The sequence below is a fragment of the Roseicyclus salinarum genome (assembly GCF_029624655.1).
Taxonomy (GTDB): domain Bacteria; phylum Pseudomonadota; class Alphaproteobacteria; order Rhodobacterales; family Rhodobacteraceae; genus Roseibacterium; species Roseibacterium salinarum.
Genome location: NZ_JARRSA010000012.1, coordinates 34,919 through 56,361, shown reverse-complemented (window position 1 = coordinate 56,361; position 21,443 = coordinate 34,919). Strand labels below are relative to the sequence as shown.

Genomic DNA, 21,443 nt, shown 5'->3' with positions numbered 1-21,443 from the left:
CGGGCGTCAATCTGCGGCCCCGGCGGCGCGGCGCGCGGCGCCCCGGCGTCACTCCTCGACCTGCGCCATCCGTGCGCCGGCCTTGTTCGACGTCACCACGCCCAGCGACTTGAGCTTGCGGTGCAGCGCCGAGCGCTCCATGCCGACGAAATTCGCCGTGCGGCTGATGTTGCCGCCGAAGCGGTTGATCTGCGCCATGAGGTAGTGCCGCTCGAACAGCTCGCGCGCCTCGCGCAGCGGCAGCGTGGTGAGCGAGGCGGACAGCGACATCTCGTCTCCCTCGCCCGACGTCTGCTCGGAGGAGGCAGGCAGGTCGCGCGCCTCGATCGGGCCGGTGCCCTCGCCAAGGATCAGGACGCGCTCCACCACGTTGCGCAGCTGGCGCACGTTGCCCGGCCAGCTCATCGTCTGAAGCATCGCGACCGCGTCCTCGCCCAGCTCGCGCAGCGCAAGGCCCTGCTCGCGGTTGAACGTCTCGATGAAGAAGCGGGCCAGTTCGGGGATGTCCTCGCGCCGGTCCTCCAGCTTCGGCACCTCGATCGGCACGACGTTCAGCCGGTGAAAGAGCTCCTCGCGGAAGCGGCCCGCGGCGATCTCGGCGGTCAGGTCGCGCGTCGTCGACGAGATCACCCTGAGATCGACGCGCACCTTCGCGGTGCCGCCCACGCGGGTGAAGGACTGGTCGACGAGGACGCGCAGGATCTTCGACTGGGTGCCCGGCGGCATGTCCGCCACCTCGTCGAAGTAGATCACGCCGCCATGGGCCTGTTCCAGCAACCCCTGCTCCACCCCGCGCTCGGGACTTTCGCGGCCGAACAGAACCTCCTCCATGTGGTCGGGCTGGATCGCGGCGGAGGACACGGTGACGAAGGGCGCGCCCGCGCGGTTGGAATTGGCGTGGATCCAGCGCGCGGCCACCTCCTTGCCCGAGCCGGGGCCGCCCTTCAGCATCACACGTCCGTTCGACTTCGTGACCTTCTCAAGCTGCGACTTCAGCATCTTCAGGGCGGGCGAGCTTCCCACGAGGTCGGTCGCGCGGACCTCCTGCCGGCGCAGCTGGGAGTTCTCGCGGCGCAGGCGCGAGGTCTCCATCGCGCGGCGGATCACGACGAGAAGCTGGTCGATGTTGAACGGCTTCTCGATGAAGTCGTAGGCGCCCTGCTTGATCGCGGCGACGGCGATCTCGATGTTGCCGTGTCCCGAGATGATGACGACCGGCACGTCGGGATTGTCCTGGCGCACATGTTTCAGGATGTCGATCCCGTCCATGCTGCTGTCCTTGAGCCAGATGTCGAGCACCATGAGCCCCGGCGCGGCCTTGTTCAGCTCGGACATGCATTCGTCCGAGGTGCCCGCGCGCCGTGTCGTGAAGCCCTCGTCCTCGAGGATGTCGCAGATCAGCTCGCGGATATCGCGCTCGTCGTCCACCACCAGAATGTCGGTCATCTAGTCCTCCCCGGTTTCCGCCCTGAGGCGCGGCAATGTGATGCGCGCCATCGCTCCGCGATGCGCGCCTTCATGGAATTGATCGGCATCGACAAGCTCCAGCGTTCCGCCGTGCTCCTCGACGATCTTCTTGACGATGGGCAGGCCCAGGCCGGTGCCCTTCTCGCGCGTGGTGACGTAGGGCTCGAACAGCTTCGCCCGGTCCGGCGGCAGGCCGATGCCGTTGTCGGCGATGTCCACGACAACTGTGTCGGGCGTCGTGGTCATGGCGATGCGAAGCTCGGGCACGAAACCATCTGGCGCACCCTTTTCCATCAAGGTTTCAATGGCTTCCCCACCGTTCTTGATGAGGTTCGTGAACGCCTGCCCGATCATCGTGGCGTCCAGCTCGGCCAGCACCGGCGCGTCCGGCAGCGACACGTCGAACCGCGTGCCGGGCTGACCGGATTGCTGCAGGGTGACGGCCTCGCGCAGAAGCTTCACGGCGTCCTCGGCGCGGGTCTCGGGCTCGGGCATCCGGGCGAACTTGGAGAACTCGTCCACGATCCGGCGCAGGTCGTTGGTCTGGCGCACCACGACCTCGGTCATCTGGGCGAGCTTCTCGGCGTCCTCGGGCGGCAGGTGGCGCGCGAACTTGCGGTTGATGCGCTCGGCCGACAACTGGATCGGCGTGAGCGGGTTCTTGATCTCGTGGGCGATGCGCCGCGCGACGTCGCCCCATGCCGCCAGACGCTGCGCCGACACGAGGTCTGTCACGTCGTCGAAGGCCACGACATAGCCCTCGAGCGCCCCGTCGGTGTTGCGCCGCGTCGCCATGCGGACCAGCAGGCTTTCCTGCTTGCCGCGCCGCGTCAGCTTGATCTCCTCCTGCACGCTTTCGCTGAAGCTGCCGGTCAGCCGCTCGAACAGCGCCCCGAACTCGGGCACCGCGGCCTGCAGCGACAGGCCCGAGTCGCGCTGGTCGATCAGGCCAAGAAGCCGGATCGCCGAGCGGTTCATGAAATCGATCCGCCCCTCCGCGTTCAGCCCGATCACCCCCGCGGTCACGCTGGTCAGAACGGAATCGAACAGCCGCCTCCGCGCCTCGGTCGCCGCGTTCTGCTCCACCAGCGCGTCGCGCTGGCCCTTGAGCTGGCGCGTCATCTGGTTGAACAGCTGGCCCAGCATCGCGATTTCGTCGTCGGTCTGCTCCTCCGCGACACGGACGTCGAGATCGCCCTGCCCCACGCGCTGCGCCGCGCTGGCAAGCCGCCCCACGGGCCGCGACAGGCGCTCGGCGAACCACAGTCCGAGCCAGATCGCGGCGAGGATCATGATGATCGCGAAGCCGAGGTAGAGCAGCCCGAACTCGAACAGCACCCGCCCCCGGTCAAGCTCGAGCTGGCGATAGAGCTGCACCGTCTGCTGCGTCTCGTCGAGAAGCGAGATGATCTCGCCGTCCACGTCGCGGCTGATGTAGAGGTAGCGGTCGGGAAACGCGCCAAGGCGCAGGAGCGCGCGAAACTCGCTCTGCGCTCGGTCCTCGACGATGACCAGCTCGCCCGCTTCGGCCCGGTCGAGATCCTCCTGCGAGGGGCGTTCGTAGTCGAAAAGGTAGCTTCGCTCGCCGCGTGCGCGAATCTCGCCGCCGCCGTCGATCACGAAGGCCTCGCTCAGACCCCGCTGGATGCGGCCCTGGCCCTGGCTCAGAAGCTGCCTGAGTTCGCCATCGGTCAGGAAAGGCGCCGCGCGGCGGTTGAGGTTGAGGAAGGCCGCGAGCGCCGTCGCATCCTCGGAAAGGTCGTCGCGATGTTCCTGCTGGTAGGCGGTCGCGGCGTCCACCGAATTGCCGAGCGCGGTCGAGACCCGGTCCGAGAACCACCCCTCGAGGCCCATGTTCACGGTGATCGTGGCGAAGACCGCGACAAGGATCGTGGGCACCAGCGCGACGATGGCGAAGACGCCCGTGAGCCGCAGGTGCAGCCGCGAGCCCGCCGACCGCGCGCGCCGCGAGGCCACGATGCGCGCCACCTCGCGCAGCACGAGGGCCGCCACCACGAGGATGTAGACCAGGTCGGCCAGGAGCACGAGGCGCAGGGCGGGCGTGACGATGGAGGTGGCCAGGGGCCCCAGCACGAGGAAGGTCGCCATCGCCAGCACGGGCCCGAGCGTGACAAGCCCCAGCGTGCCGGCAGACCGCCATGTGCGGTGCCGCCGCATCCGGGCGAGCCGCTCGATCGGAGATGAAGGAACCCTATCCGCCCCGCTGTCCGCCGGCCGTTCAACCACGTTACACCACTGCTCCCTCACGGACGTCAGGCGCCCTGCCCGAGCTGTTCAGGCCGTGCTTATTGTGCCACGCGCCTGTTGCGCTTTTACATCAATTTGCGCCGCCGAGTCACGCGGATATCGAGGTCGGTGATCTTCTTTCTCAAGGTATTGCGGTTGATCCCCAGCAATTCCGCACATTTGGCCTGATTGCCGCCGGTCGCCTCGAGGGCGATCTCGATCAGCGGCGTCTCAACCTCGCGCAGGATCCGGGTATAAAGACCCGGCGGCGGAAGCACCCCGCCATGCAGGTCGAAGTAGCGCCGCAGGTGCTTGCCGACCGACGCCGCCAGCTTGTCGCCCTGACCGCCGCCCATCAGCGGCTCGATCGCGGGCTGCGAGCCCAGAACCGCCTCGATCTCGGAGCGGGCGATCTCTTCGGCGGGGCTGGTGACGGTGAGCCGGCGGATCGTGTTCTCCAGCTGGCGCACGTTGCCGGGCCACGAGTAGGCCCGAATCAGCTCCATCGCCTCGGAGGAGAAACGGCGCACCGGCGCGCCGTCACGCTCGGCCCGCGCGAGGAAATGGCTTGCGAGAAGCGGGATGTCGTCCACCCGCTCACGCAGCGAGGGCACCGCGATGGAGACGCCGCCGAGGCGGTAGAACAGGTCCTGCCGGAAATCGCCCGCCTCCATCCGCTCCATCAGGTCGCGCTGGGAGGTGGCCATGACGCGCGGCGCGCTGTCGCCGAGCGCGTCGAGCATCCGCACGATCTTGCCCTGCGCCGCCTCGCCCAGATCGCCCACCTCGTCGAACAGGATCGAACCGCCCCGCGCCCGCGCAAGGACCGCCGAGGGCCCGTCCATGCCTTCGAGATCGCCTGGCGAGGCCACCACGAAGGGCAGCGTGCGGCGGTCCGAGAAGTCGTGAATGGCGCGCGCGATCAGGCTTTTGCCGGTGCCGCTTTCGCCGGTGACGAGGACGGGCAGATCGGTGTTCATCACCCGCGCCACCAGCCGATAGAGCGCCTGCATCGAGGCCGTGCGCCCCACCAGCGGCAGGTCCTCCTGCGCGGAGGGGACGGCCTCGGCGGGCGGTTTCGAGGCGGAGGGCGCGCGGCGCTTCTGGTCGAGCGCGCGGGCCGCGCGCTTCATCAGGTCGGGCAGGTCGAACGGCTTGGGCAGGTAGTCGTAGGCATCCGCCTCGGTGGCCTGGATCGCCGTCATGATCGTGTTCTGCGCCGAGATGATGATGACCGGCAGGCCCGGGCGGCGTTCGCTGATCTGGGGCAGCGTGTCGAGGCCGTTGCCGTCGGGCATGATCACGTCCGAGATCACCAGGTCGCCCTTGCCCTCGTCCACCCACCGCATCAGCGTCATCAGGCTGGAGGTGGCGTGGACCTTGCAGCCCGCGCGCGTCAGCGCCTGCGTCAGGACCGTGCGGATGGTGCGGTCGTCGTCGGCGACGAGAACGGTGCCGTCCATGTCAGTATGCTCCGGTTTTCAGGGCGCGCGCGCTCATGGCGGGACCTCGCGCGGCGCGATGGGAAGGGAGATGCGGAAGACGGTGCGGCCGGGAACGGAATCCACCGCGATCCAGCCGTCATGGTCGGAAATGATCTTGGAAATCAGCGCGAGGCCGAGGCCGGTTCCGTTCTCGCGGCCCGAGACGAAGGGCTCGAAGATGTCGGCGGCGATGTCGGGGGGAATGCCCGGCCCGTCGTCGATGACCTCGACCTGCAGGGGGACGGCGCCGCCCGTCCCGTCGCGGCGGCGCACCTTCAGGGACAGCTCGTAGAACGTCCTGATCCGGATCGTGCCGCCCGACCGGCCCGCCTCGGCCGCGTTCTTCAGAAGGTTCAGGAAAACCTGCTGCAGCTGGTCGGGATCGGCCCATGTCGGCGGCAGCGACGGGTCGTAGTCGTCCTCGATGCGCATGTGCGCGGCGAAGCCCACTGCGGCAAGCTTGCGCGTCCGGTCGAGCACGTCGTGGATGTTGACCGCGCGCCGCTCGGGCGGGCGGACGTTGCCGAACTCCTCGACCTGGCTCAGAAGCTTCAGGATGCGCCGCGTCTCCTCGACGATGAGGTCGGTCAGCTCGCGCTCCTCGCCGCTGGCGCTCATCGAGATCAGCTGTGCCGCGCCGGTGATGCCCGCGAGCGGGTTCTTGATCTCGTGGGCCAGCATCTCGGCCATGCCGATCGCGGACTTCGCGGCGGATTTCGACGACATCGCCCGGTCGAGCCGCCCGGCAAGCTCGCGGTTTTCCAGAAGGACCAGCACATGGTCGGGCTTGTCCACAAGCGGCGCGATCTGCACGTCGCATGAAACGGGCTTGCGGCTGCCGGTGCCCACGTCCACCGAATTGACGAACAGCGCCGAGTGGCCGCTGCGGATGCGCGAGAAGGCGTCCTCGAGCGGGGCGTCGACGAAGATCTTGTCCCAGACGGGATGGCCCTCGAGCGATTTCCGCGAGGCGTTGAGAAAGGTCTCGGCGGCGGGGTTCACGTCGCAGATCCGGTCCTCGGCATCGACGAGCAGCGCGGGCACCGGAAGCGAGGCCCAGAGCGAGTTCGTCACCTGCGTCATGCGGCGGCCGCCTGCGGTGCGGCGGCGAGGGCCGCGTGGATCGCCCGCAGGACCGCGCGCGGGTCGGTCGCGGTCAGGACGCTCTTGCGCAAGGCGCCGGGCGTCCCGGCCTCGTCCATGTACCAGCCGAGATGCTTGCGCGCGACGCGCAGGCCCAGAGCCGTGCCGTAGAAGGACAGCATGTCCTCGTAGTGGCGGGCCACCATCGCGGCCAGCGCCGCGCCCCGGGGAATGCGCGGCGCAGGCGTCCCGAACAGCGCGGCCACGATCCCGGCCAGCGCCCAGGGCCGGCCCTGCGCACCGCGGCCAACCATGACCCCGTCCGCGCCCGATCGCTCCAGCGCGCGCGCGGCGTCCGCGGCGTCCCTGATGTCGCCGTTGGCGATCACCGGGATGCGCACGGCGTCCCTGACCGCGCGGATGGCCGCCCAGTCGGCGCGGCCCTTGTAGAACTGGCAGCGCGTCCGCCCGTGGATCGTGATCATGGAGATGCCCGCTCCCTCGGCCCGCCGCGCGAGATCTGCCGCGTTCAGCGCCGTGTCGTCCCAGCCAAGCCGCGTCTTCAGCGTCACCGGCACGCCCACCGCGCCCACGACCGCCTCGATCAGCGTCAGCGCGTGGTCGAGGTCGCGCATCAGCGCCGATCCCGAAAGTCCGCCCACGACCTTCTTGGCCGGGCACCCCATGTTGATGTCGATGACCCGCGCCCCCTGCCCTTCGGCGATGCGCGCGGCCTCGGCCATCCACCGCGGATCGCGGCCAGCGAGCTGCACGGCGGTCGCAGCTTCGGTAAGGCCCAGTTCGGCGCGGGCGCGCGCCGAGGGCTTGGCCTCGACCATTTCCTGGCTCGCCACCATTTCCGACACGACAAGGCCCGCCCCGAACGACGCCACGAGGCGCCGGAACGGAAGGTCCGTGATCCCGGCCATGGGGGCGAGGATCACGGGCGGCGACAGGTCCATTGTTGCCAGCGAAACGGACAAATGCTCAATCCTTGTGCACGACGATCTAGTCGATAGTGCGGGCCGCACCGGAGTTCAAAGGAAAGCCCCTCCTTTCAAGGCGGGGCCGGGCGCTCAGATCACAGATTGACCTTATTGCACATTATTTAGGCAAATACAGCGTCGCATTGTGCGGGGAACGGGATGCCCGTAAACCGGCGGCATGAACGACCCGACCCGCGAACCAGCCCCTCCCGTCGCCGCAGCGATCATCGTCGCTGCCGGCAGGGGCGTGCGTGCGGGCGCGGGATTGCCCAAGCAATTCCGTGACCTGGGCGGACAATCGGTGCTGGCCCGGACGGTCGCGGCCTTCGACGCGCACCCCGCGATCGGTGAAATCGTCGTGGTTCGGAACGCCGCCGATGCCGAACTCTATGCCGCAAGCGGCGTCGCTTCGGCCAAGCCGCTGCGCGACGTCGAAGGCGGCGACACGCGCGACGCCTCGGTGCGGGCGGGCCTTGCCGCAGTCTCGGGGGCGCTGCCCTTCGTGCTGATCCACGACGCCGCCCGCCCACTGGTGCGCCGCGAGGTGATCGACGGCGTGCTCGCCGCGCTCTCCAGCCACGAGGGCGCGGCCCCTGCCCTCGCCGTCACGGACGCGCTCTGGCGCGGCGCGGCCACGGTCACGGGCACCGAGGCGCGCGACGGGCTCTGGCGGGCGCAGACGCCACAGGGCTTCCACCTCGGGGCGATCCGCGCGGCCCATGCCGCCCATGCAGACCGCGGCGGCGCGGCGGCCGACGACGTTGAGGTGGCGCGCGCCGGCGGGCTTGCCGTCGCGATCACGCCGGGCGACGAGAACAACATCAAGATCACCGCGCCGGGCGACTTCGCCCGCGCCGCGCGGATCGTCGAGGAGGACCGCACCACGATGGACATCCGCACCGGCAACGGCTTCGACGTGCACCGCTTCGGGCCGGGCGATCACGTCATGCTCTGCGGCGTGAAGGTGCCGCACGAGCGCGGGCTCCAGGGCCATTCGGACGCCGACGTGGGCCTGCACACCCTGACCGACGCCATCTACGGCGCGCTGGCCGAGGGCGACATCGGCACCCATTTCCCCCCGAGCGACCCGCAATGGAAGGGGGCTGCAAGCCATGTCTTCATGACCCATGCCGTGAACATCGCCACGGATCGGGGTTTCGCGATCACACATGCCGACGTGACGCTGATCTGCGAGCGGCCCAAGGTGGGCCCGCATGCGGCGGCGATGCGGGCGGAACTGGCGCGGCTTCTGCGCATTGAGGAGGGCCGCGTGTCGGTCAAGGCCACGACGACGGAACGGCTCGGCTTCACCGGGCGCGAGGAAGGGATCGCGGCGCTTGCGACCGTGACGCTGGTGAAACGATGACAGGCATGATCGCGACCCTCTTCGGCATCGGCCACATCCGTCCCGCGCCCGGCACATGGGGAAGCCTCGCGGCGATCCCGTTGGCATGGGCGCTGCACGAGGCCGGCGGCTTCTGGCTGCTTGCCGCAGCGACCGTCGTGGTGACGGCGGCCGGGTGGTGGGCGGTCGGGCGCGAGATCGCGGACAGCGACATCAAGGACCCCTCCGAAATCGTCATCGACGAGGTGGCGGGACAATGGATCGCGCTCTGGCCGGTGTCCTTCGGCGCGGCCTTCGCAGGCGCGGACTTCCTCGCGCTCTGGCCCGGCATCGTTACGGCTTTCGTGGCCTTCCGTCTCTTCGACATCTGGAAGCCGGGCCCCGTGGGCTGGGCCGACCGGCAGGAAGGCGCGATGGGCGTGATGGCCGACGACCTGATCGCGGGCTGGATCGCCGCGCTGGTCGTGGCGGCGGCCGCAGTCATCGCCCATGTCCCCATGATCGCCACGTCATGAGCGCCGAGGCGTTCATCAGGGCGGTCGCGGACAAGGGCTGGATGCTCGCCACCGCCGAAAGCTGCACCGGTGGGCTGATCGCCGCGCGGATCACCGACGTGCCTGGATCCTCGAAGGTGCTGGACCGCGGCTTCGTGACCTATTCGAACGCCGCCAAGATAGAGATGCTGGGCGTCGCGCGCGCCACGCTCGACACCCACGGCGCCGTCTCCGAACCGGTCGCGGCCGAGATGGCGCGCGGCGCGCTCGACCGCTCCCATGCCAGCATCGCGGTCGCCGTCACCGGCATCGCGGGCCCTGGCGGGTCCGAGCACAAGCCCGAGGGCCGGGTGTGCTTCGGCGTCGCGTGGGACGACAAAGTCCGAACGGAAACGGTCGAGTTCGGGCCCCTCGGGCGGGACGCCGTGCGCGCCGCCAGCGTCGAGCACGCGCTCGCCATGGTGCTGGACGCCCTCGGCTGAGCGCGCGCCGCCCAAGGCTCAGACGGTCGCGGCGTCCTTTCCATGCAACTCGTCGGCGCGGGCCTCGAAGGCGCGCACGATGCGTTGCATCGCCTCGTGGAAGAACAGGCCCGCGGCCCCCTGCAAAAGCCTGTTGCGGAACTCGAAATCCACGTCGAAGCTGACCTCGCAGCCGCCCTCGTCCACGTCGCGGAACACCCAGGTCGAGCGCATGTGCCGGAACGGTCCCTCAATGTATTCGGTGTCGATGCGGCGCGTCCCCTCCCACATCGTGACCTTCGACAGGAATTTCTCGCGGAACATGCGGAAGCCCACGACGAGATCGGCAAGCATCACCTCGTGGTCGCCCTCGGGCGTGACCGAGCGCACGCGCGCCGCCGCGATCCACGGGATGAACTTCGGGTAATTCGCCACGTCCGCGACAAGGTCGTACATCTGCTCGGCCGTGTGCGGCAGCCTTCTGGTTTCCGAATGCGCGGGCATCCCGGGCCTTTCCATCTTTCGCGTTTCAACCGCATGTCTTAAAAACGGTTCCGGAAATCAAGGTTCCGGGCCGGATCCGACAGGGGGACATGATGGCGCAGCCCAGTGGAAACGGCAGCTACGAGGTCGTGCAGATGATCTCGGCCAAGTCCATCGCGGCCCGCATCGAGGCGCTCGCCCGCGAGATCGAGGCGGCCTTCGCGGGGACCGAGAAACTGGTTGTCGTGGGCCTTCTGCGCGGCAGCTTCGTCTTCATCGCGGACCTCGTGCGCGAACTCGATCTGCCGGTCGAGGTCGATTTCCTCGAAGCCTCCTCCTACGGCGACGCAATGCATTCCTCGCGCGAGGTGCGCATCCTCAAGGATCTTCGCGGCGAGATCGCCGGGCGCGACGTGCTGGTGGTGGAGGACATCGTCGACACGGGCTTCACCCTCGACCACGTGGTGAAGCTTCTGAAGACGCGAAAGCCCCGCCGCCTGCGGACCATCGCGCTTCTGGACAAGCCGACGCGCCGCGAGGTGGACGTTCGCGCCGACTGGACCGGCTTCGAGATCCCCGACGAGTTCGTGGTGGGCTACGGCATCGACTACGCCCAGAGAAACCGCAACCTGCCCTTCATCGGCAAGGTCCGCATGGGCGCGCCCACGGGCTGAGCGCGCAGGCACCCGCCTGTGCGGGGCATCACGGAACGTTTCATTGACGGCGTGTCGCAGGTCCGTACGCTCTCAGCACAGCCATTCAATTCGTATCGGAGCATTCAGCACCATGACCATCCGCACGTCGTTTCTCGCGCTCGCAGCGCTCGCCGCCGCCTTTTCGGCCGCGCCGCCCGCCATCGCACAGGATCTCCCGTTTCCTGTCGAGGCGCGGCAGGGCCAGATGAAGCTCATGGGGCTGAACCTCGGCACGTTGGTGAGCATGGCGCGCGGCGATGCCGACTACGACGCCGAAACGGCGCAGGCAGCCGCCGACAACCTCGTGGCGCTATCCTCGATCGACCAGCGTTTCTCCTGGCCCGAGGGCACCGACAACATGGCACTGATCGGCACGCGGGCCCTCCCGGAGATCTGGGAGAGCCGGGCGGATTTCGACGAGAAATACCAGGCCCTCGGCGCGGCGGCGGGCGGGCTCGCCGCGGCGGCCGGCGGCGGCCTCGACCAGATGCGCGGCGCTCTCGGGCCGGTGGGGGCCGCCTGTGGCGCCTGCCACGACACCTACCAGGCCGAAGACTGACCCCGAGGCGGGGCCGCCGCGACGGCTGGCCCCGCATCCCCGCGATGCGCGCAGTCGTCCTCATATCCGCAGCCCTCGCCCTCGTGGGCCTCGGCGCGTTCACCGCGCTGACGTGGCCCGCGCACCTGAGCGAAGCAGACCTAGCCGGGCTCGAGGGGGACGCCTCGCGGGGCGAGGCCGTGTTCTGGGCTGCCGGCTGCGCGTCGTGCCACGCGGCGGAGGACGCGACAGGCGAGGACAGGCTCGTTCTGTCCGGCGGCGGCCGGCTGAATTCCGACTTCGGGACCTTCGTCGCCCCAAACGTCTCGATGGACGCCGAGCATGGCATCGGCGGCTGGACGCAGGCCCAGTTCGTCACCGCCGTTACACGGGGCGTCTCACCCGACGGGCGCCACTACTACCCCGCTTTCCCCTATGCCTCCTACGCGCTCGCCGAGCGGCAGGATATCGTGGACCTCTGGGCGTTCTGGCGGACGCTGCCCGCCTCGGACACGCCCAGCCAGCCGCACGAGCTTGCGTTTCCCTTCACGATCCGGCGGGGGATCGGCCTCTGGAAGCTCCTGAACGTGCACGACGACTTCGCCGTGCGGGGCGCGCTCGGGGCGGAGGCCATGCGCGGACGCTACCTCGCCGAGGCGCTCGCCCATTGCGCGGAATGCCACACGCCGCGAGACGCCACGGGCGGTCTGGATCGAGACCGGTGGTTCGCGGGGGCGCCGAACCCGTCGGGAACGGGCACGATCCCCGCCCTGACCCCGGACGACCTGACCTGGAGCCGGGACGAGATCGCGGCCTACCTTAAGGACGGCTTCGCGCCCGACTTCGACACCGCGAGCGGGTCGATGGCGAGCGTCGTGCGCAACCTTGCGAACCTTGACGACGCCGACCGGCAGGCCATCGCGGCCTACCTCAAGGCGCTGCCCGAGGCGTCGGACTAGGCGACAGGCCCTCAGGCGATGCCGAGCTTCGCCATCCGGTTGGCCCGCAGGCGTTCGAAATCGTCGCCCGCATGGTAGCTCGACCGCGTCAGCGGCGTTGCCGAGACCATCAGGAAGCCCTTGCCATAGGCCGACTTCTCGTAGGCCGCGAATTCGTCGGGATGCACGAAACGGTCCACGGCGTGGTGCTTGGGCGTCGGCTGAAGGTACTGGCCGATGGTCAGGAAATCGACGTCCGCCGCGCGCATGTCGTCCATGACCTGCAGGACCGACTGGCGGTCCTCGCCGAGCCCCACCATGATGCCCGACTTCGTGAACATGGCGGGATCCATCTCCTTCACCCGCTGCAGCAGCCTGAGCGAGTGGAAGTATCGCGCGCCGGGACGGACGGTCGGGTAAAGCGCCGGAACCGTCTCGAGGTTGTGGTTGAAGACGTCGGGCTTCGCCTCGACCACCGTCTCCAGAACCGACGGATCGCATTTCAGGAAGTCGGGCGTCAGGATCTCGATCGTGGTGCCGGGCGAACGCTTGCGGATCGCCCGGATCGTCATCGCGAAATGCTCGGCCCCGCCATCCTCGAGATCGTCACGGTCGACGGAGGTGATCACCACATGGTTCAGGCCCAGCTTCTGGACGGCATCGGCGACGCGGCCCGGCTCGAACAGGTCGAGGTCCTGCGGACGCCCCGTGGCCACGTTGCAGAAGGTGCAGCCGCGGGTGCAGATCTCGCCCATGATCATCATGGTCGCATGGCCCTGGCTCCAGCATTCGCCGGCATTGGGGCATCCCGCCTCCTCGCAGACGGTGACGAGCTTGTGCTCGCGCACGATCTCGCGGGTCTTGCGGTATCCCTCGCCCACCGGGGCCTTCACGCGGATCCAGCTCGGCTTCTTGGGCTGGGCATTGTCGGCACGGTGCGCCTTCTCGGGGTGGCGTTCCTGGGGGATCTTCAGATCGCGCATGGGCCTTCTCGGCTTTCCTCGTCTTGGATGTTGGACGATAGATAGTGGAGCGCGGGGAAAAAGTAACCGCGCAACTTTCGCGCAGGCCGGCGCGGGCGGCCCGCCGCATCATTCGCGGAGCGCCGGCACGAAGCCGTGCCGGTCCTCGTAGTGCTTCAGCAGGCGCTGAAGCCCGATCTTCAGCACGATCTTGCCCGATCTCGCCGACCAGCCGAGGCGGCGCTCGGCCGTTTCCAGCCCTTCGAGGAAGCAGCAGACCCGCATCACGACATCGGCAAGGCCCGGCCCCAACGCCTCCTGGGCGTCAATGACGCGCTGGCGGGCCGCGCGCGGTCCCTCGGCCAGCCCCGAATCGTTGCGGAAACCGCCGCGATCCGAGCCCGCCGTCAGAAACCGCTCCCAGTTCTGGCCGAGGCGCGGGCCCATCTGCGCCCGCTCGAAGTCCTCGCGCAGCCTTTCTCCCGCCTGCACGAGGTCAGGCGCCAGGAACGGCAGTCCGTCCGGCCCCCGCCGCCGCGCAAGGCTCGCCAGCGGGCATTCCGCGAGGTTGACGCGCATCCGGGTGCGCAGCCCTGCATCGGTCGTGACCGCGGCCTCGCCCCAGCTCGAATGCTGCGCCTGGAACGGCGTCTGCGCCTCGGCGAGGCCTTCACTCTGCCGGCGGCGCCGGTCGTCCTCGATCAGGCGCTTGAGGGCGGTGCGCCCGACATTCGTGATCGCGTAGCGCGCGACACGCCCCGTCTTCGTGCAGGCGATCCAGTCCTTGACCGCGAAGGCCTGCGCGACCTGCCGGTCGACGACGGCCGTCCGGGTCTGCTCGCCGTCGGGTCCGGGGCGCAACACGACGGCCTTTTCCATGTCGCCCGCCACGGCGAGCAGCGCGCCGGTCTCGCAGAGCCGGCGGAGGATCCTGCGGGCCTCGCGCGATATTGTAGCCTCTTCCGAAACAATCGGCGAACGAAACGGTGCGGTCATCTTCTCGTGCTCCTGGTCTGGTTCGTCAGGTGTGGTGCGCGGCGCGGCATGGGCCGCGAGGGCGTCGAGCGCCGCGTCGATCAAGGGGTCGTCCCGCAGTGCCTCGATCCGGCGAAGGCGCCTGGAAACGGTCGAGGGAGCCTGCCCACGGGCCTTTGCGATATGGCGAATGGACCGACCCTCGGCGACGTGCGCGAGATATTGGCGCGCCTCCTCGGGCACCCATTCGGGCATATGAATCATTGCTCCGGAGCCATGCTCCGACGGGGCCAGTTTCATGACCCTTTCCCTCGCGCGCTGTTGGACGACGCGAGCAAATTCGGTCTGAATTGATTACGAAAAGATTAAAATAACCCGCATTTGGAATTATTTGTTTCGATTTTGTAAACAACAGGCAGGGCTCCGCGCGCCGCTTCGCCGTTTGCCGCAACAGGCCTGCCGCCCGCGGCATCGTTCCCGGCATCGAACCAACGGGACGGAGATTGTGCCAATGTCAGACCTCACAGACCGGCTCGCCCAGCTCAGGCGCCCGGGCCTTCTGGTGCGCGCGGCGCAGCAGGCGGCGCTGGCCGCCTGCGCGGCAAGGCGCGCGCGCCGGCGCCCGGTGTCCAGCCTTTTCGCGGAGGAGGCCGCGCTGAATGCCGCGCGCATGGGCGGTGGCCTCGGCTATTCGCCGCGGCGCCATGTGCAGGTGATGAGCGCGCTGATGTCCGCCGCGCGGTCCGGCGAGGCCTCGGACGCCCTCAGATGAAGGCGTCCGGCATCTCGGCCTTGCGGCGCGCCATGTAGTCCTTGAGGGCCTCGTCGATGGCGGGGTCGAGCTGCGGCGCCTGGTAGTCGCCGAGAAGCTTCTCGACCCGCGCCGCGGCCAGCTCGAAGGTGGACTTGCCGCCATCCTCCGCCCAGGTCTCGAACGGACGGTAGTCGAGGACCTTGGAGCGCCAGAACGCTTCCTGGTAGTTGGCCTGGGTGTGCGCGCAGCCAAGGAAGTGGCCGCCCGGCCCGACCTCGCGCAGCGCGTCCATCGCCTGCGCGTTCTCGTCGACGGGCACCCCCGCCGCGAGCTTGTGGATCGCGCCGAGCTGGTCGGCGTCCATCACGAACTTCTCGGGGCTCGCCACCAGACCGCCCTCCAGCCAGCCGCAGGCGTGAAGCATGAAGTTCACGCCCGACAAGAGCGCCATGTTGAGCGAGTTCGCCGATTCGTAGGCCGCCTGCGCATCGGGCAGCTTCGAGCCGTTGAACGCCCCGCCCGAGCGGAACGGAAGCCCGAGGCGCCGGGCAAGCTGGCCCGCGCCGTTGGTGATCTGGGCCGCCTCCGGGGTGCCGAAGGTGGGCGCGCCGGAATTCATGTCGATCGAGGTCACGAAGGCGCCGAAGATCGCGGGCGCGCCGGGGCGAACGAGCTGGGAATAGGCGACGCCCGCCAGCACCTCGGCCAGCACCTGGGTCAGCGTGCCCATGACCGAGACGGGCGCCATCGCGCCGCCCACGATGAAGGGCGAGATGATGCAGGCCTGTCCCGCGCTCGCGTATTCCTCGAGTGCGCCCATCATCACGCCGTCGAAGGTCAGCGGCGAGTTGATGTTGATGAGCGATGTCAGCACGCAGTTCGCGTCGACGACGTCCTCGCCGAAGAGGATGCGCGCCATGTCGACGGAATCCTTCGCGCGCGAGGGCTCGGTGACCGACCCCATGAAGGGTTTGTCGTTCAGGCTCATGTGCGCGTAGAGCATGTCGAAGTGGCGCTTGTTGACCGCGATGTCCGTGGGTTCGCAAACCGTGCCGCCCGAATGGTGGAGCCATTCGGACATGTAGCCGAGCTTCACAAGCTTCTCGAAGTCGGCCATCGTGGCGTAGCGCCGCCCCTCGTGGACGTCGCGCCAGAACGGCGGGCCGTAGACCGGCGCGAGCACCAGGCTGCCGCCGCCGATCTCGACGTCGCGGGCGCGGTTGCGCGCGATCTGCGTGAACCGCGAGGGCGCGGTCGAGCAGAGCTTGCGCGCGAGGCCGCGGGGGATGCGCACGCGCTCGCCGGTCACGTCGGCGCCCGCCTCGCGCCAGCGGTCGAGCGCGGCGGGGTTCTCGACGAAGGCGACGCCAATCTCCTCCAGCACCGTCTCGGCGTTGTGCTCGATGATCTGGAGCGCTTCCTCGTTGAGGATCTCGAGGTTGGGGATGTTGCGCTCGATGAAGCGCGCGGTGTCGAAGCGCACGGCCGAACGCTCTGCACGGCGCGCAGCGCCGCCTCCGCCTCGCGCACGCCGCCCGCCCACACGTTCCGCCTCGGCCATAGCGACTCCCTTTCGCGACAGAGCACCCGATGGAGTGCGGGATAGCGCGCGCGCCCGGCTTCGCGAAGCCCGATTGCGGCAGTTTGCGCGGAAAAGCGACATGGGCCGGTCATGGCGGCGCGGGGCGGTCCCGTGCGCGGGCGCGGCGACCCCGAAACGCCACGCGCCCGCACCGGCCCGCCGCCGCATCTTGCGCCCGCGAAGACCGCGCCCTAAGCCTGCAGCATGACGCACGCCCCCGATCCCGCCCGCCATCACGAACGCCTGCTGATCGTCGACTTCGGCAGCCAGGTCACGCAACTGATCGCCCGCCGCCTGCGCGAGCTGAACGTCTACTGCGAGATCCATCCGTTCCAGAACGTCACCGACGCCTTCCTCGACGAGTTCGCGCCCAAGGCCGTGATCCTGTCGGGCGGCCCGGCCAGCGTGATCGACGAGGGCTCGCCGCGCCCGCCCGAAAAGGTGTTCGCGCTCGGCGTGCCGGTCCTCGGCATCTGCTACGGCCAGCAGGTGATGATGCAGATGCTGGGCGGCGAGGTCCTGCGCGGCGAGGGCACGGCCGAGTTCGGGCGCGCCTACGTCCAGCCCCCAGAGGAGCGGATCGACCTTCTGACGGGGTGGTTCCTCGACGGGCGCGAGCAGGTCTGGATGAGCCACGGCGACCATGTCAGCCGCCTCGCGCCCGGCTTCCAGGTCTACGCGACCTCGCCCGGCGCCCCCTTTGCCGTGACCGCCGACCTCGACCGGCACTTCTACGCCGTCCAGTTCCACCCCGAGGTGCACCACACGCCGAACGGGCGGACGCTCTACGAGAATTTCGTCCGCATCGCGGGCTTCGAGGGCGACTGGACGATGGCCGCCTACCGAGACGAGGCGATCCGCCAGATCCGCGAGACGGTGGGCGACGCCAAGGTGATCTGCGGCCTGTCGGGTGGCGTCGATTCGTCCGTCGCGGCGGTGCTGATCCACGAGGCGATCGGCGACCAGCTGACCTGCGTCTTCGTGGACCACGGGCTTCTGCGGCTGAACGAGGCCGAGGAAGTGGTGAAGATGTTCCGCGACCACTACAACATCCCGCTGATCCACGCCGACGAGAGCGAACGGTTCCTGTCGGCGCTGGACGGCGTTTCCGATCCCGAGACGAAGCGCAAGACGATCGGCGCATTGTTCATCGACGTCTTCCAGCACTACGCCGACGGGATCGAGGGTGCGGAGTTCCTCGCGCAGGGCACGCTTTACCCCGACGTGATCGAGAGCGTCTCGTTCTCCGGCGGGCCGTCGGTGACGATCAAGTCGCACCACAACGTCGGCGGACTGCCCGAGAAGATGGGCCTGAAGCTGGTCGAGCCGCTGCGCGAGCTCTTCAAGGACGAGGTGCGCGCCCTTGGCCACGAGCTGGGGCTTCCCGCAAGCTTCATCGGCCGCCACCCCTTCCCCGGACCCGGCCTCGCGATCCGCTGTCCCGGCGAGATCACGCGCGAGAAGCTCGAGATCCTGCGCAAGGCCGATGCGGTCTACATCGACCAGATCCGCAAGCATGGCCTCTACGACGAGATCTGGCAGGCCTTCGTCGCGATCCTTCCGGTGCGCACCGTGGGCGTGATGGGCGACGGGCGGACCTACGACTTCGCCTGCGCGCTTCGCGCGGTCACCAGCGTCGATGGCATGACCGCCGACTACTACCCCTTCTCGCACGACTTCCTCGGCGAGACGGCCACGCGCATCATCAACGAGGTCAAGGGGATCAACCGCGTGACCTACGACATCACGTCGAAGCCGCCCGGCACGATCGAGTGGGAATGACGCGGCGACGCCGCTCCGTCGCGGCTGGCCGGGACCCCGCAGGGCTGTGAGGCTTCTCGTCAGGATCGCGGGCGCGGGCCTTCTGATCTGGGCGGTGACCCTGGCCGGCGTCCTGGGCGTGCAGCTTCTGTGGACGGCCGACGCGCCCCCGTCCGGCAGGGCCGACGCGATCTTCTGTCTCGGGGCGGGGATGTCCGCCGAGGGGCCGCGCCTTCCCGATGCAGCCTCGGCCCGCCGCGCGCGCGCCTGCGCCGGGCTTCACGCGGCCGGCGCGGCGCCGGTCGTCGTCTTCACGGGATACGGCAACGCCAGATACTCCGCCGCCGAGGCGATGGCAGACGTGGCGCGCGCCGCGGGCGTCCCGGAGGCGGCGATCCTCGTCGAGCCGCGCGCCCGCTCGACCATCCAGAACGCGGCCTTCGGCCTTGCGGCGCTAGGGCGCGGCGCGGATCGGGTGATCGTCGTATCCGACCCTTTCCACCTGCCCCGCGCCTGGGCGATCTTCCGGCTTCTCGGCGTCGGGGACGTAACCCTGCGCGCCCCGCCGAGAGAGCCCGAGGCGCAGGCCGCATCACGGGGCGGGCGCGCCGGGCTCGGCTGGGTCTTCCGCGAAACGCTCGCGATCTGGTGGAACGTGGGGCGCCTCGCCATCTACGGCGCGGCGGGAGTTGCGGGCGTCGACCACGACACCCGCATCGAATGGTTCGACTGAGCCGCGCCGCCTCAGCGGAAGGCGACGAGGCGTCCGTTTTCCGTCACAACCATCAGCGTGTCGTTGACCACGATGGGATGGGACGCGGCACCGGCGCGCAGCGGAACCGTCCCCACGAGCGCACCCGAGACCGGATCGAAGAAGCGCACCTGACCGTCGCCCGAGGCCACGGCAAGACGCCCGCCCGCAAGGATCGGCCCGTAATGGGTGAAGACCGCGCGGCGCCGGCGCTCGCGCTCGCGCACGTAGAGGGGAAGCTCCGTGCCCCAGACACGCGCGCCCGTCGCCGCGTCGAGGCGGATCAGCTCGTTGCGGTCGGACACGAAGAAAAGGTCGCCGCCCGTGACGAGGACGGGCGAATAGCTGCCCTCGGTCGCGGTCCAGAGGCGTTCGCCCGTCGTGGCGTTCAGCGCGACGACCCGACCCGACTGGTTGCCCGCATAGACGGTGCCGCCCGAGACGACGGGATCACCCGTGATGTCGTTGATGTTGGCGTAGGCGACGCCGAGCCGTCCGCCCGCGACCGCCGTGGACCAGCTGCGCAGGCCGGTGTCGCGCCGCGTGGCCACCAGCTCGCCCGTGCCAAAGGGGAAGATCACGGTGCCGCCCGTGACCGCGGGCGCGGCGCCGCCCTCGCGCAGCGCGCGCGCCGGCGCCGAGGCCAGTTCCCACTGGATCCGGCCCGCATCCGTGCTGATCGCCCACGCGCTGTTGTCGCGGCTGACGACGTAGACCGTGCCGTCCGCCACCGTGGGCGCACCGATCCCCGCACCGAGGCGCTGGCGCCAGCGGATGCCGCCCGTGGCCGGGTCGAGCGCGATCAGCTCGCCATACCCCGTCGTCGCATAGAGGCTGCCCCCCGCAAGCGCGAGACCGCCGCCCGAGACGTTGCCGCCCCGGTCGAAACCGGCGGTCAGGTCGGCCGACCACAGCGTCGCGCCCGACGCGATCGAATGCGCCCGGACGTTCGCCGATGCGTCGAGCGTGAAGACCCGCCCGTCTCCCGCGACGGGGTCGGCGGTCAGGCGGTTCCGCCGGCTGTTGCCCTGCCCGATATTGGCGGCCCAGACCTGCGTCAGGCTCGACCCGAGCGTGACGTGGGGCTTGCGGTTCTGCGCATCGAAGCCGCGCTGCGCCCAGCTTGCATAGCTGCTGGCGGCCGGAAGGCTGATCGGGCGCGCCTCGTCCGCGGCGGGCTCCGCCGGGGGGGCCTCGCCGCTCAGCGTCTCGGCAAGCGGCACCCGGGTGTCGAAGCGCTCGCCCGGCAGGACCGTGTCCCGCTCGCAGCCTGCAAGGACCGCCACCGCCGCGAGAAGTGCAAGCCCGAGGCCTCGCCTGCCCCGTGCCGCGGCTGCCGCATCGCGCGTCCCTTCAAGTGTCATGGCGCACGCCCTTCCCTCGTTCGCGTCTCGCAGGCCGTCCCATGGGATCGGCCCGCCGGTCATTCACTCACCGGCGTCTCTGCACCGGTCTCCGTGCCTTCGACGGCTTCGGCTTCCGGCAGCGGGAAATCATCGCCGCCAAGCTCGAAGTCCACCGCGCCGCCGTCAAGCTCCGCGCCCGTGACCGGTTCCGCCTCGGTTGCGGGCGGGGCGTCGGACAGTTCGGCACCGCTTTCGATGGCGACAATCAACTGCCCGACGCGCTGTTGCAAGGCAGGCGTGGCCCCGGCGGCGATTTCGAGCCTGCGCAGGCGCTCCAGCCCTGCCTCGATGTCGCCCTCGGAAATGTCCAGAAGCGCCAGCTGCTCCTCGGCCAGGGCCGCGTAGGGCGCGCCCGGCTCGGCAAGGCCGCCAAGGACGATGCGCGCCTCGGCGGGCGGCGCCGGATCGAGCAGATGCGCCTTCAGAAGCGCGAGATGGCCATAGCGCGGCGGCAGGTCGGGCGCCCCGGCAGCGGCGCGCAGCCTCTCCGCGGCCTCGGCGCCCGCTGCGGCCTCGCCCGCGGCCAGAAGCGCAAGCAGCACCTCGCCTTCGGGGCCCGGCGGCACGATCTCGTCGAGCGCGGCCACGCGCGCCGCGGGCTCGGCCGCGTCCAGCGCCGCGATGACGGCGTTTCCGAAGGCCTCGGCCGTGGCCTCGGTCTGCGCGCGGCGGTACTCGATGTAGGCCGCGCCGCCCACAAGCACGATGACGATCAGGACCGCAAGCCACGCCCACCTGCGGAAGAAGGCGAATAGCCTGTCGCGGCGCACCTCGTCCGTCACCTCGTCGATGAAACTGTCAGGATTGGCCATGGAACGCCCGATCTCTTGCCCGTGTCGCGCCGCTCATAGCGCGTCGGAACGGTCGGCTGCAAGCATTGCGGCCCCGCTCCGGCGCATCTGCGGGCACAACTGAACCGTACGGTTCAGTCTTGCGTGCCGAAGTGGAAAAATCTAATCTGAACCGGACAGTTTATCGTAACCGCCACGACAGATCTCTTGTGTTCCCGCGACGCCGACTGCGTCGCAGCA

General features: G+C 69.4%; 20 protein-coding genes. 9 read left to right on the top strand and 11 right to left on the bottom strand.

What is annotated here, in order from left to right; translation table 11 throughout:
- Positions 1–48: 48 nt before the first annotated feature.
- The 5 genes from ntrX to dusB all read right to left on the bottom strand — a co-directional run bounded on the left by ntrX (position 49) and on the right by dusB (position 7,243).
- A complete protein-coding gene (ntrX, locus tag P6F26_RS10125) occupies positions 49–1,446 on the bottom strand; it encodes a nitrogen assimilation response regulator NtrX (RefSeq protein ID WP_278028564.1) in 1,398 nt (465 codons plus the stop codon).
- Positions 1,447–3,645, bottom strand: a complete 2,199-nt coding sequence (locus tag P6F26_RS10120) for a sensor histidine kinase NtrY-like (protein WP_278028563.1) — start codon at positions 3,643–3,645, stop codon at positions 1,447–1,449. It abuts the gene before it with no gap.
- 155 nt (positions 3,646–3,800) lie between these two features.
- The gene (locus P6F26_RS10115; RefSeq protein WP_278028562.1) at positions 3,801–5,177 is read right to left on the bottom strand and encodes a response regulator; all 1,377 of its coding nucleotides are present in this window, start codon (positions 5,175–5,177) and stop codon (positions 3,801–3,803) included.
- 33 nt (positions 5,178–5,210) lie between these two features.
- Entirely contained in the window at positions 5,211–6,281 is a 1,071-nt protein-coding gene (locus tag P6F26_RS10110) for a two-component system sensor histidine kinase NtrB (RefSeq protein WP_278028561.1), read from the bottom strand.
- The gene (dusB, locus tag P6F26_RS10105) at positions 6,278–7,243 is read right to left on the bottom strand and encodes a tRNA dihydrouridine synthase DusB (RefSeq protein ID WP_278028560.1); all 966 of its coding nucleotides are present in this window, start codon (positions 7,241–7,243) and stop codon (positions 6,278–6,280) included. Before dusB ends, P6F26_RS10110 begins: the two co-directional genes overlap by 4 nt.
- 202 nt (positions 7,244–7,445) lie before the next feature.
- Here dusB and P6F26_RS10100 point away from each other — a divergent pair, with 202 nt between their 5' ends.
- From P6F26_RS10100 to P6F26_RS10090, 3 genes are read left to right on the top strand one after another with little or no spacing between them, the layout of a single operon-like run.
- The gene (locus tag P6F26_RS10100; RefSeq protein WP_278028559.1) at positions 7,446–8,633 is read left to right on the top strand and encodes a bifunctional 2-C-methyl-D-erythritol 4-phosphate cytidylyltransferase/2-C-methyl-D-erythritol 2,4-cyclodiphosphate synthase; all 1,188 of its coding nucleotides are present in this window, start codon (positions 7,446–7,448) and stop codon (positions 8,631–8,633) included.
- On the top strand, positions 8,630–9,127 hold the full coding sequence (locus P6F26_RS10095) for a phosphatidylglycerophosphatase A family protein (RefSeq protein WP_278028558.1): 498 nt from the start codon (positions 8,630–8,632) through the stop codon (positions 9,125–9,127). The genes P6F26_RS10100 and P6F26_RS10095 overlap by 4 nt, the downstream gene beginning before the upstream one ends.
- On the top strand, positions 9,124–9,588 hold the full coding sequence (locus P6F26_RS10090) for a CinA family protein (protein WP_278028557.1): 465 nt from the start codon (positions 9,124–9,126) through the stop codon (positions 9,586–9,588). The genes P6F26_RS10095 and P6F26_RS10090 overlap by 4 nt, the downstream gene beginning before the upstream one ends.
- 18 nt (positions 9,589–9,606) lie before the next feature.
- Here the strand turns inward: P6F26_RS10090 and P6F26_RS10085 are convergent, their stop codons facing one another.
- On the bottom strand, positions 9,607–10,071 hold the full coding sequence (locus P6F26_RS10085) for a type II toxin-antitoxin system RatA family toxin (protein WP_278028556.1): 465 nt from the start codon (positions 10,069–10,071) through the stop codon (positions 9,607–9,609).
- A 92-nt stretch (positions 10,072–10,163) separates the two neighbouring features.
- Between P6F26_RS10085 and hpt the strand changes: the two genes are divergently transcribed.
- The 3 genes from hpt to P6F26_RS10070 all read left to right on the top strand — a co-directional run bounded on the left by hpt (position 10,164) and on the right by P6F26_RS10070 (position 12,242).
- Positions 10,164–10,724 carry a hypoxanthine phosphoribosyltransferase gene (hpt, locus tag P6F26_RS10080; protein WP_278028555.1) on the top strand — a complete coding sequence of 187 codons (561 nt, stop codon included), beginning with the start codon at positions 10,164–10,166 and terminating at the stop codon, positions 10,722–10,724.
- Between the two features lie 112 nt (positions 10,725–10,836).
- Positions 10,837–11,304: a c-type cytochrome gene (locus tag P6F26_RS10075; protein WP_278028554.1), complete on the top strand. Its 468-nt coding sequence runs from the start codon at positions 10,837–10,839 to the stop codon at positions 11,302–11,304.
- Positions 11,305–11,348: 44 nt separating this feature from the next.
- A complete protein-coding gene (locus P6F26_RS10070) occupies positions 11,349–12,242 on the top strand; it encodes a cytochrome c (RefSeq protein ID WP_278028553.1) in 894 nt (297 codons plus the stop codon).
- A gap of 11 nt (positions 12,243–12,253) precedes the next feature.
- Here the strand turns inward: P6F26_RS10070 and lipA are convergent, their stop codons facing one another.
- A complete protein-coding gene (lipA, locus tag P6F26_RS10065) occupies positions 12,254–13,204 on the bottom strand; it encodes a lipoyl synthase (protein ID WP_278028552.1) in 951 nt (316 codons plus the stop codon).
- Positions 13,205–13,312: 108 nt separating this feature from the next.
- Positions 13,313–14,422, bottom strand: a complete 1,110-nt coding sequence (locus P6F26_RS10060) for a DUF6456 domain-containing protein (RefSeq protein WP_278028551.1) — start codon at positions 14,420–14,422, stop codon at positions 13,313–13,315.
- Positions 14,423–14,669: 247 nt separating this feature from the next.
- On the opposite strand from P6F26_RS10060, the gene P6F26_RS10055 reads away from it, so the two are divergent.
- Positions 14,670–14,930 carry a DUF6477 family protein gene (locus P6F26_RS10055; protein ID WP_278028550.1) on the top strand — a complete coding sequence of 87 codons (261 nt, stop codon included), beginning with the start codon at positions 14,670–14,672 and terminating at the stop codon, positions 14,928–14,930.
- Here P6F26_RS10055 and P6F26_RS10050 read toward each other — a convergent pair.
- Positions 14,923–16,473, bottom strand: a complete 1,551-nt coding sequence (locus P6F26_RS10050; protein ID WP_278028549.1) for a trimethylamine methyltransferase family protein — start codon at positions 16,471–16,473, stop codon at positions 14,923–14,925. The two genes, P6F26_RS10055 and P6F26_RS10050, sit on opposite strands and share 8 nt — an antisense overlap.
- Positions 16,474–16,698: 225 nt before the next feature.
- Between P6F26_RS10050 and guaA the strand changes: the two genes are divergently transcribed.
- Positions 16,699–18,276, top strand: a complete 1,578-nt coding sequence (gene guaA / locus P6F26_RS10045) for a glutamine-hydrolyzing GMP synthase (RefSeq protein WP_278028548.1) — start codon at positions 16,699–16,701, stop codon at positions 18,274–18,276.
- 46 nt (positions 18,277–18,322) lie between these two features.
- Complete coding sequence (locus P6F26_RS10040; RefSeq protein ID WP_278028547.1) at positions 18,323–18,988, top strand: YdcF family protein; 666 nt, start codon at positions 18,323–18,325, stop codon at positions 18,986–18,988.
- Positions 18,989–18,999: 11 nt separating this feature from the next.
- Here the strand turns inward: P6F26_RS10040 and P6F26_RS10035 are convergent, their stop codons facing one another.
- Both P6F26_RS10035 and P6F26_RS10030 read right to left on the bottom strand, forming a co-directional pair.
- A complete protein-coding gene (locus tag P6F26_RS10035; RefSeq protein WP_278028546.1) occupies positions 19,000–20,370 on the bottom strand; it encodes an outer membrane protein assembly factor BamB family protein in 1,371 nt (456 codons plus the stop codon).
- Between the two features lie 59 nt (positions 20,371–20,429).
- A complete protein-coding gene (locus P6F26_RS10030; protein WP_278028545.1) occupies positions 20,430–21,224 on the bottom strand; it encodes a hypothetical protein in 795 nt (264 codons plus the stop codon).
- Positions 21,225–21,443 lie beyond the last annotated feature (219 nt).

What these genes read in the sequence shown, in the direction of transcription:
- P6F26_RS10030 (WP_278028545.1), bottom strand. Translation starts at nt 21,224, where the DNA reads ATGGCCAATCCTGACAGTTTCATCGACGAGGTGACGGACGAGGTGCGC.
- P6F26_RS10050 (WP_278028549.1), bottom strand. Translation starts at nt 16,473, where the DNA reads ATGGCCGAGGCGGAACGTGTGGGCGGGCGGCGTGCGCGAGGCGGAGGC.
- lipA (WP_278028552.1), bottom strand. Translation starts at nt 13,204, where the DNA reads ATGCGCGATCTGAAGATCCCCCAGGAACGCCACCCCGAGAAGGCGCAC.
- P6F26_RS10035 (WP_278028546.1), bottom strand. Translation starts at nt 20,370, where the DNA reads ATGACACTTGAAGGGACGCGCGATGCGGCAGCCGCGGCACGGGGCAGG.
- guaA (WP_278028548.1), top strand. Translation starts at nt 16,699, where the DNA reads ATGACGCACGCCCCCGATCCCGCCCGCCATCACGAACGCCTGCTGATC.
- P6F26_RS10115 (WP_278028562.1), bottom strand. Translation starts at nt 5,177, where the DNA reads ATGGACGGCACCGTTCTCGTCGCCGACGACGACCGCACCATCCGCACG.
- P6F26_RS10090 (WP_278028557.1), top strand. Translation starts at nt 9,124, where the DNA reads ATGAGCGCCGAGGCGTTCATCAGGGCGGTCGCGGACAAGGGCTGGATG.
- P6F26_RS10060 (WP_278028551.1), bottom strand. Translation starts at nt 14,422, where the DNA reads ATGATTCATATGCCCGAATGGGTGCCCGAGGAGGCGCGCCAATATCTC.
- ntrX (WP_278028564.1), bottom strand. Translation starts at nt 1,446, where the DNA reads ATGACCGACATTCTGGTGGTGGACGACGAGCGCGATATCCGCGAGCTG.
- P6F26_RS10085 (WP_278028556.1), bottom strand. Translation starts at nt 10,071, where the DNA reads ATGCCCGCGCATTCGGAAACCAGAAGGCTGCCGCACACGGCCGAGCAG.
- P6F26_RS10075 (WP_278028554.1), top strand. Translation starts at nt 10,837, where the DNA reads ATGACCATCCGCACGTCGTTTCTCGCGCTCGCAGCGCTCGCCGCCGCC.
- dusB (WP_278028560.1), bottom strand. Translation starts at nt 7,243, where the DNA reads ATGGACCTGTCGCCGCCCGTGATCCTCGCCCCCATGGCCGGGATCACG.
- P6F26_RS10100 (WP_278028559.1), top strand. Translation starts at nt 7,446, where the DNA reads ATGAACGACCCGACCCGCGAACCAGCCCCTCCCGTCGCCGCAGCGATC.
- P6F26_RS10055 (WP_278028550.1), top strand. Translation starts at nt 14,670, where the DNA reads ATGTCAGACCTCACAGACCGGCTCGCCCAGCTCAGGCGCCCGGGCCTT.
- P6F26_RS10110 (WP_278028561.1), bottom strand. Translation starts at nt 6,281, where the DNA reads ATGACGCAGGTGACGAACTCGCTCTGGGCCTCGCTTCCGGTGCCCGCG.
- P6F26_RS10095 (WP_278028558.1), top strand. Translation starts at nt 8,630, where the DNA reads ATGACAGGCATGATCGCGACCCTCTTCGGCATCGGCCACATCCGTCCC.
- P6F26_RS10070 (WP_278028553.1), top strand. Translation starts at nt 11,349, where the DNA reads ATGCGCGCAGTCGTCCTCATATCCGCAGCCCTCGCCCTCGTGGGCCTC.
- hpt (WP_278028555.1), top strand. Translation starts at nt 10,164, where the DNA reads ATGGCGCAGCCCAGTGGAAACGGCAGCTACGAGGTCGTGCAGATGATC.
- P6F26_RS10120 (WP_278028563.1), bottom strand. Translation starts at nt 3,645, where the DNA reads ATGCGGCGGCACCGCACATGGCGGTCTGCCGGCACGCTGGGGCTTGTC.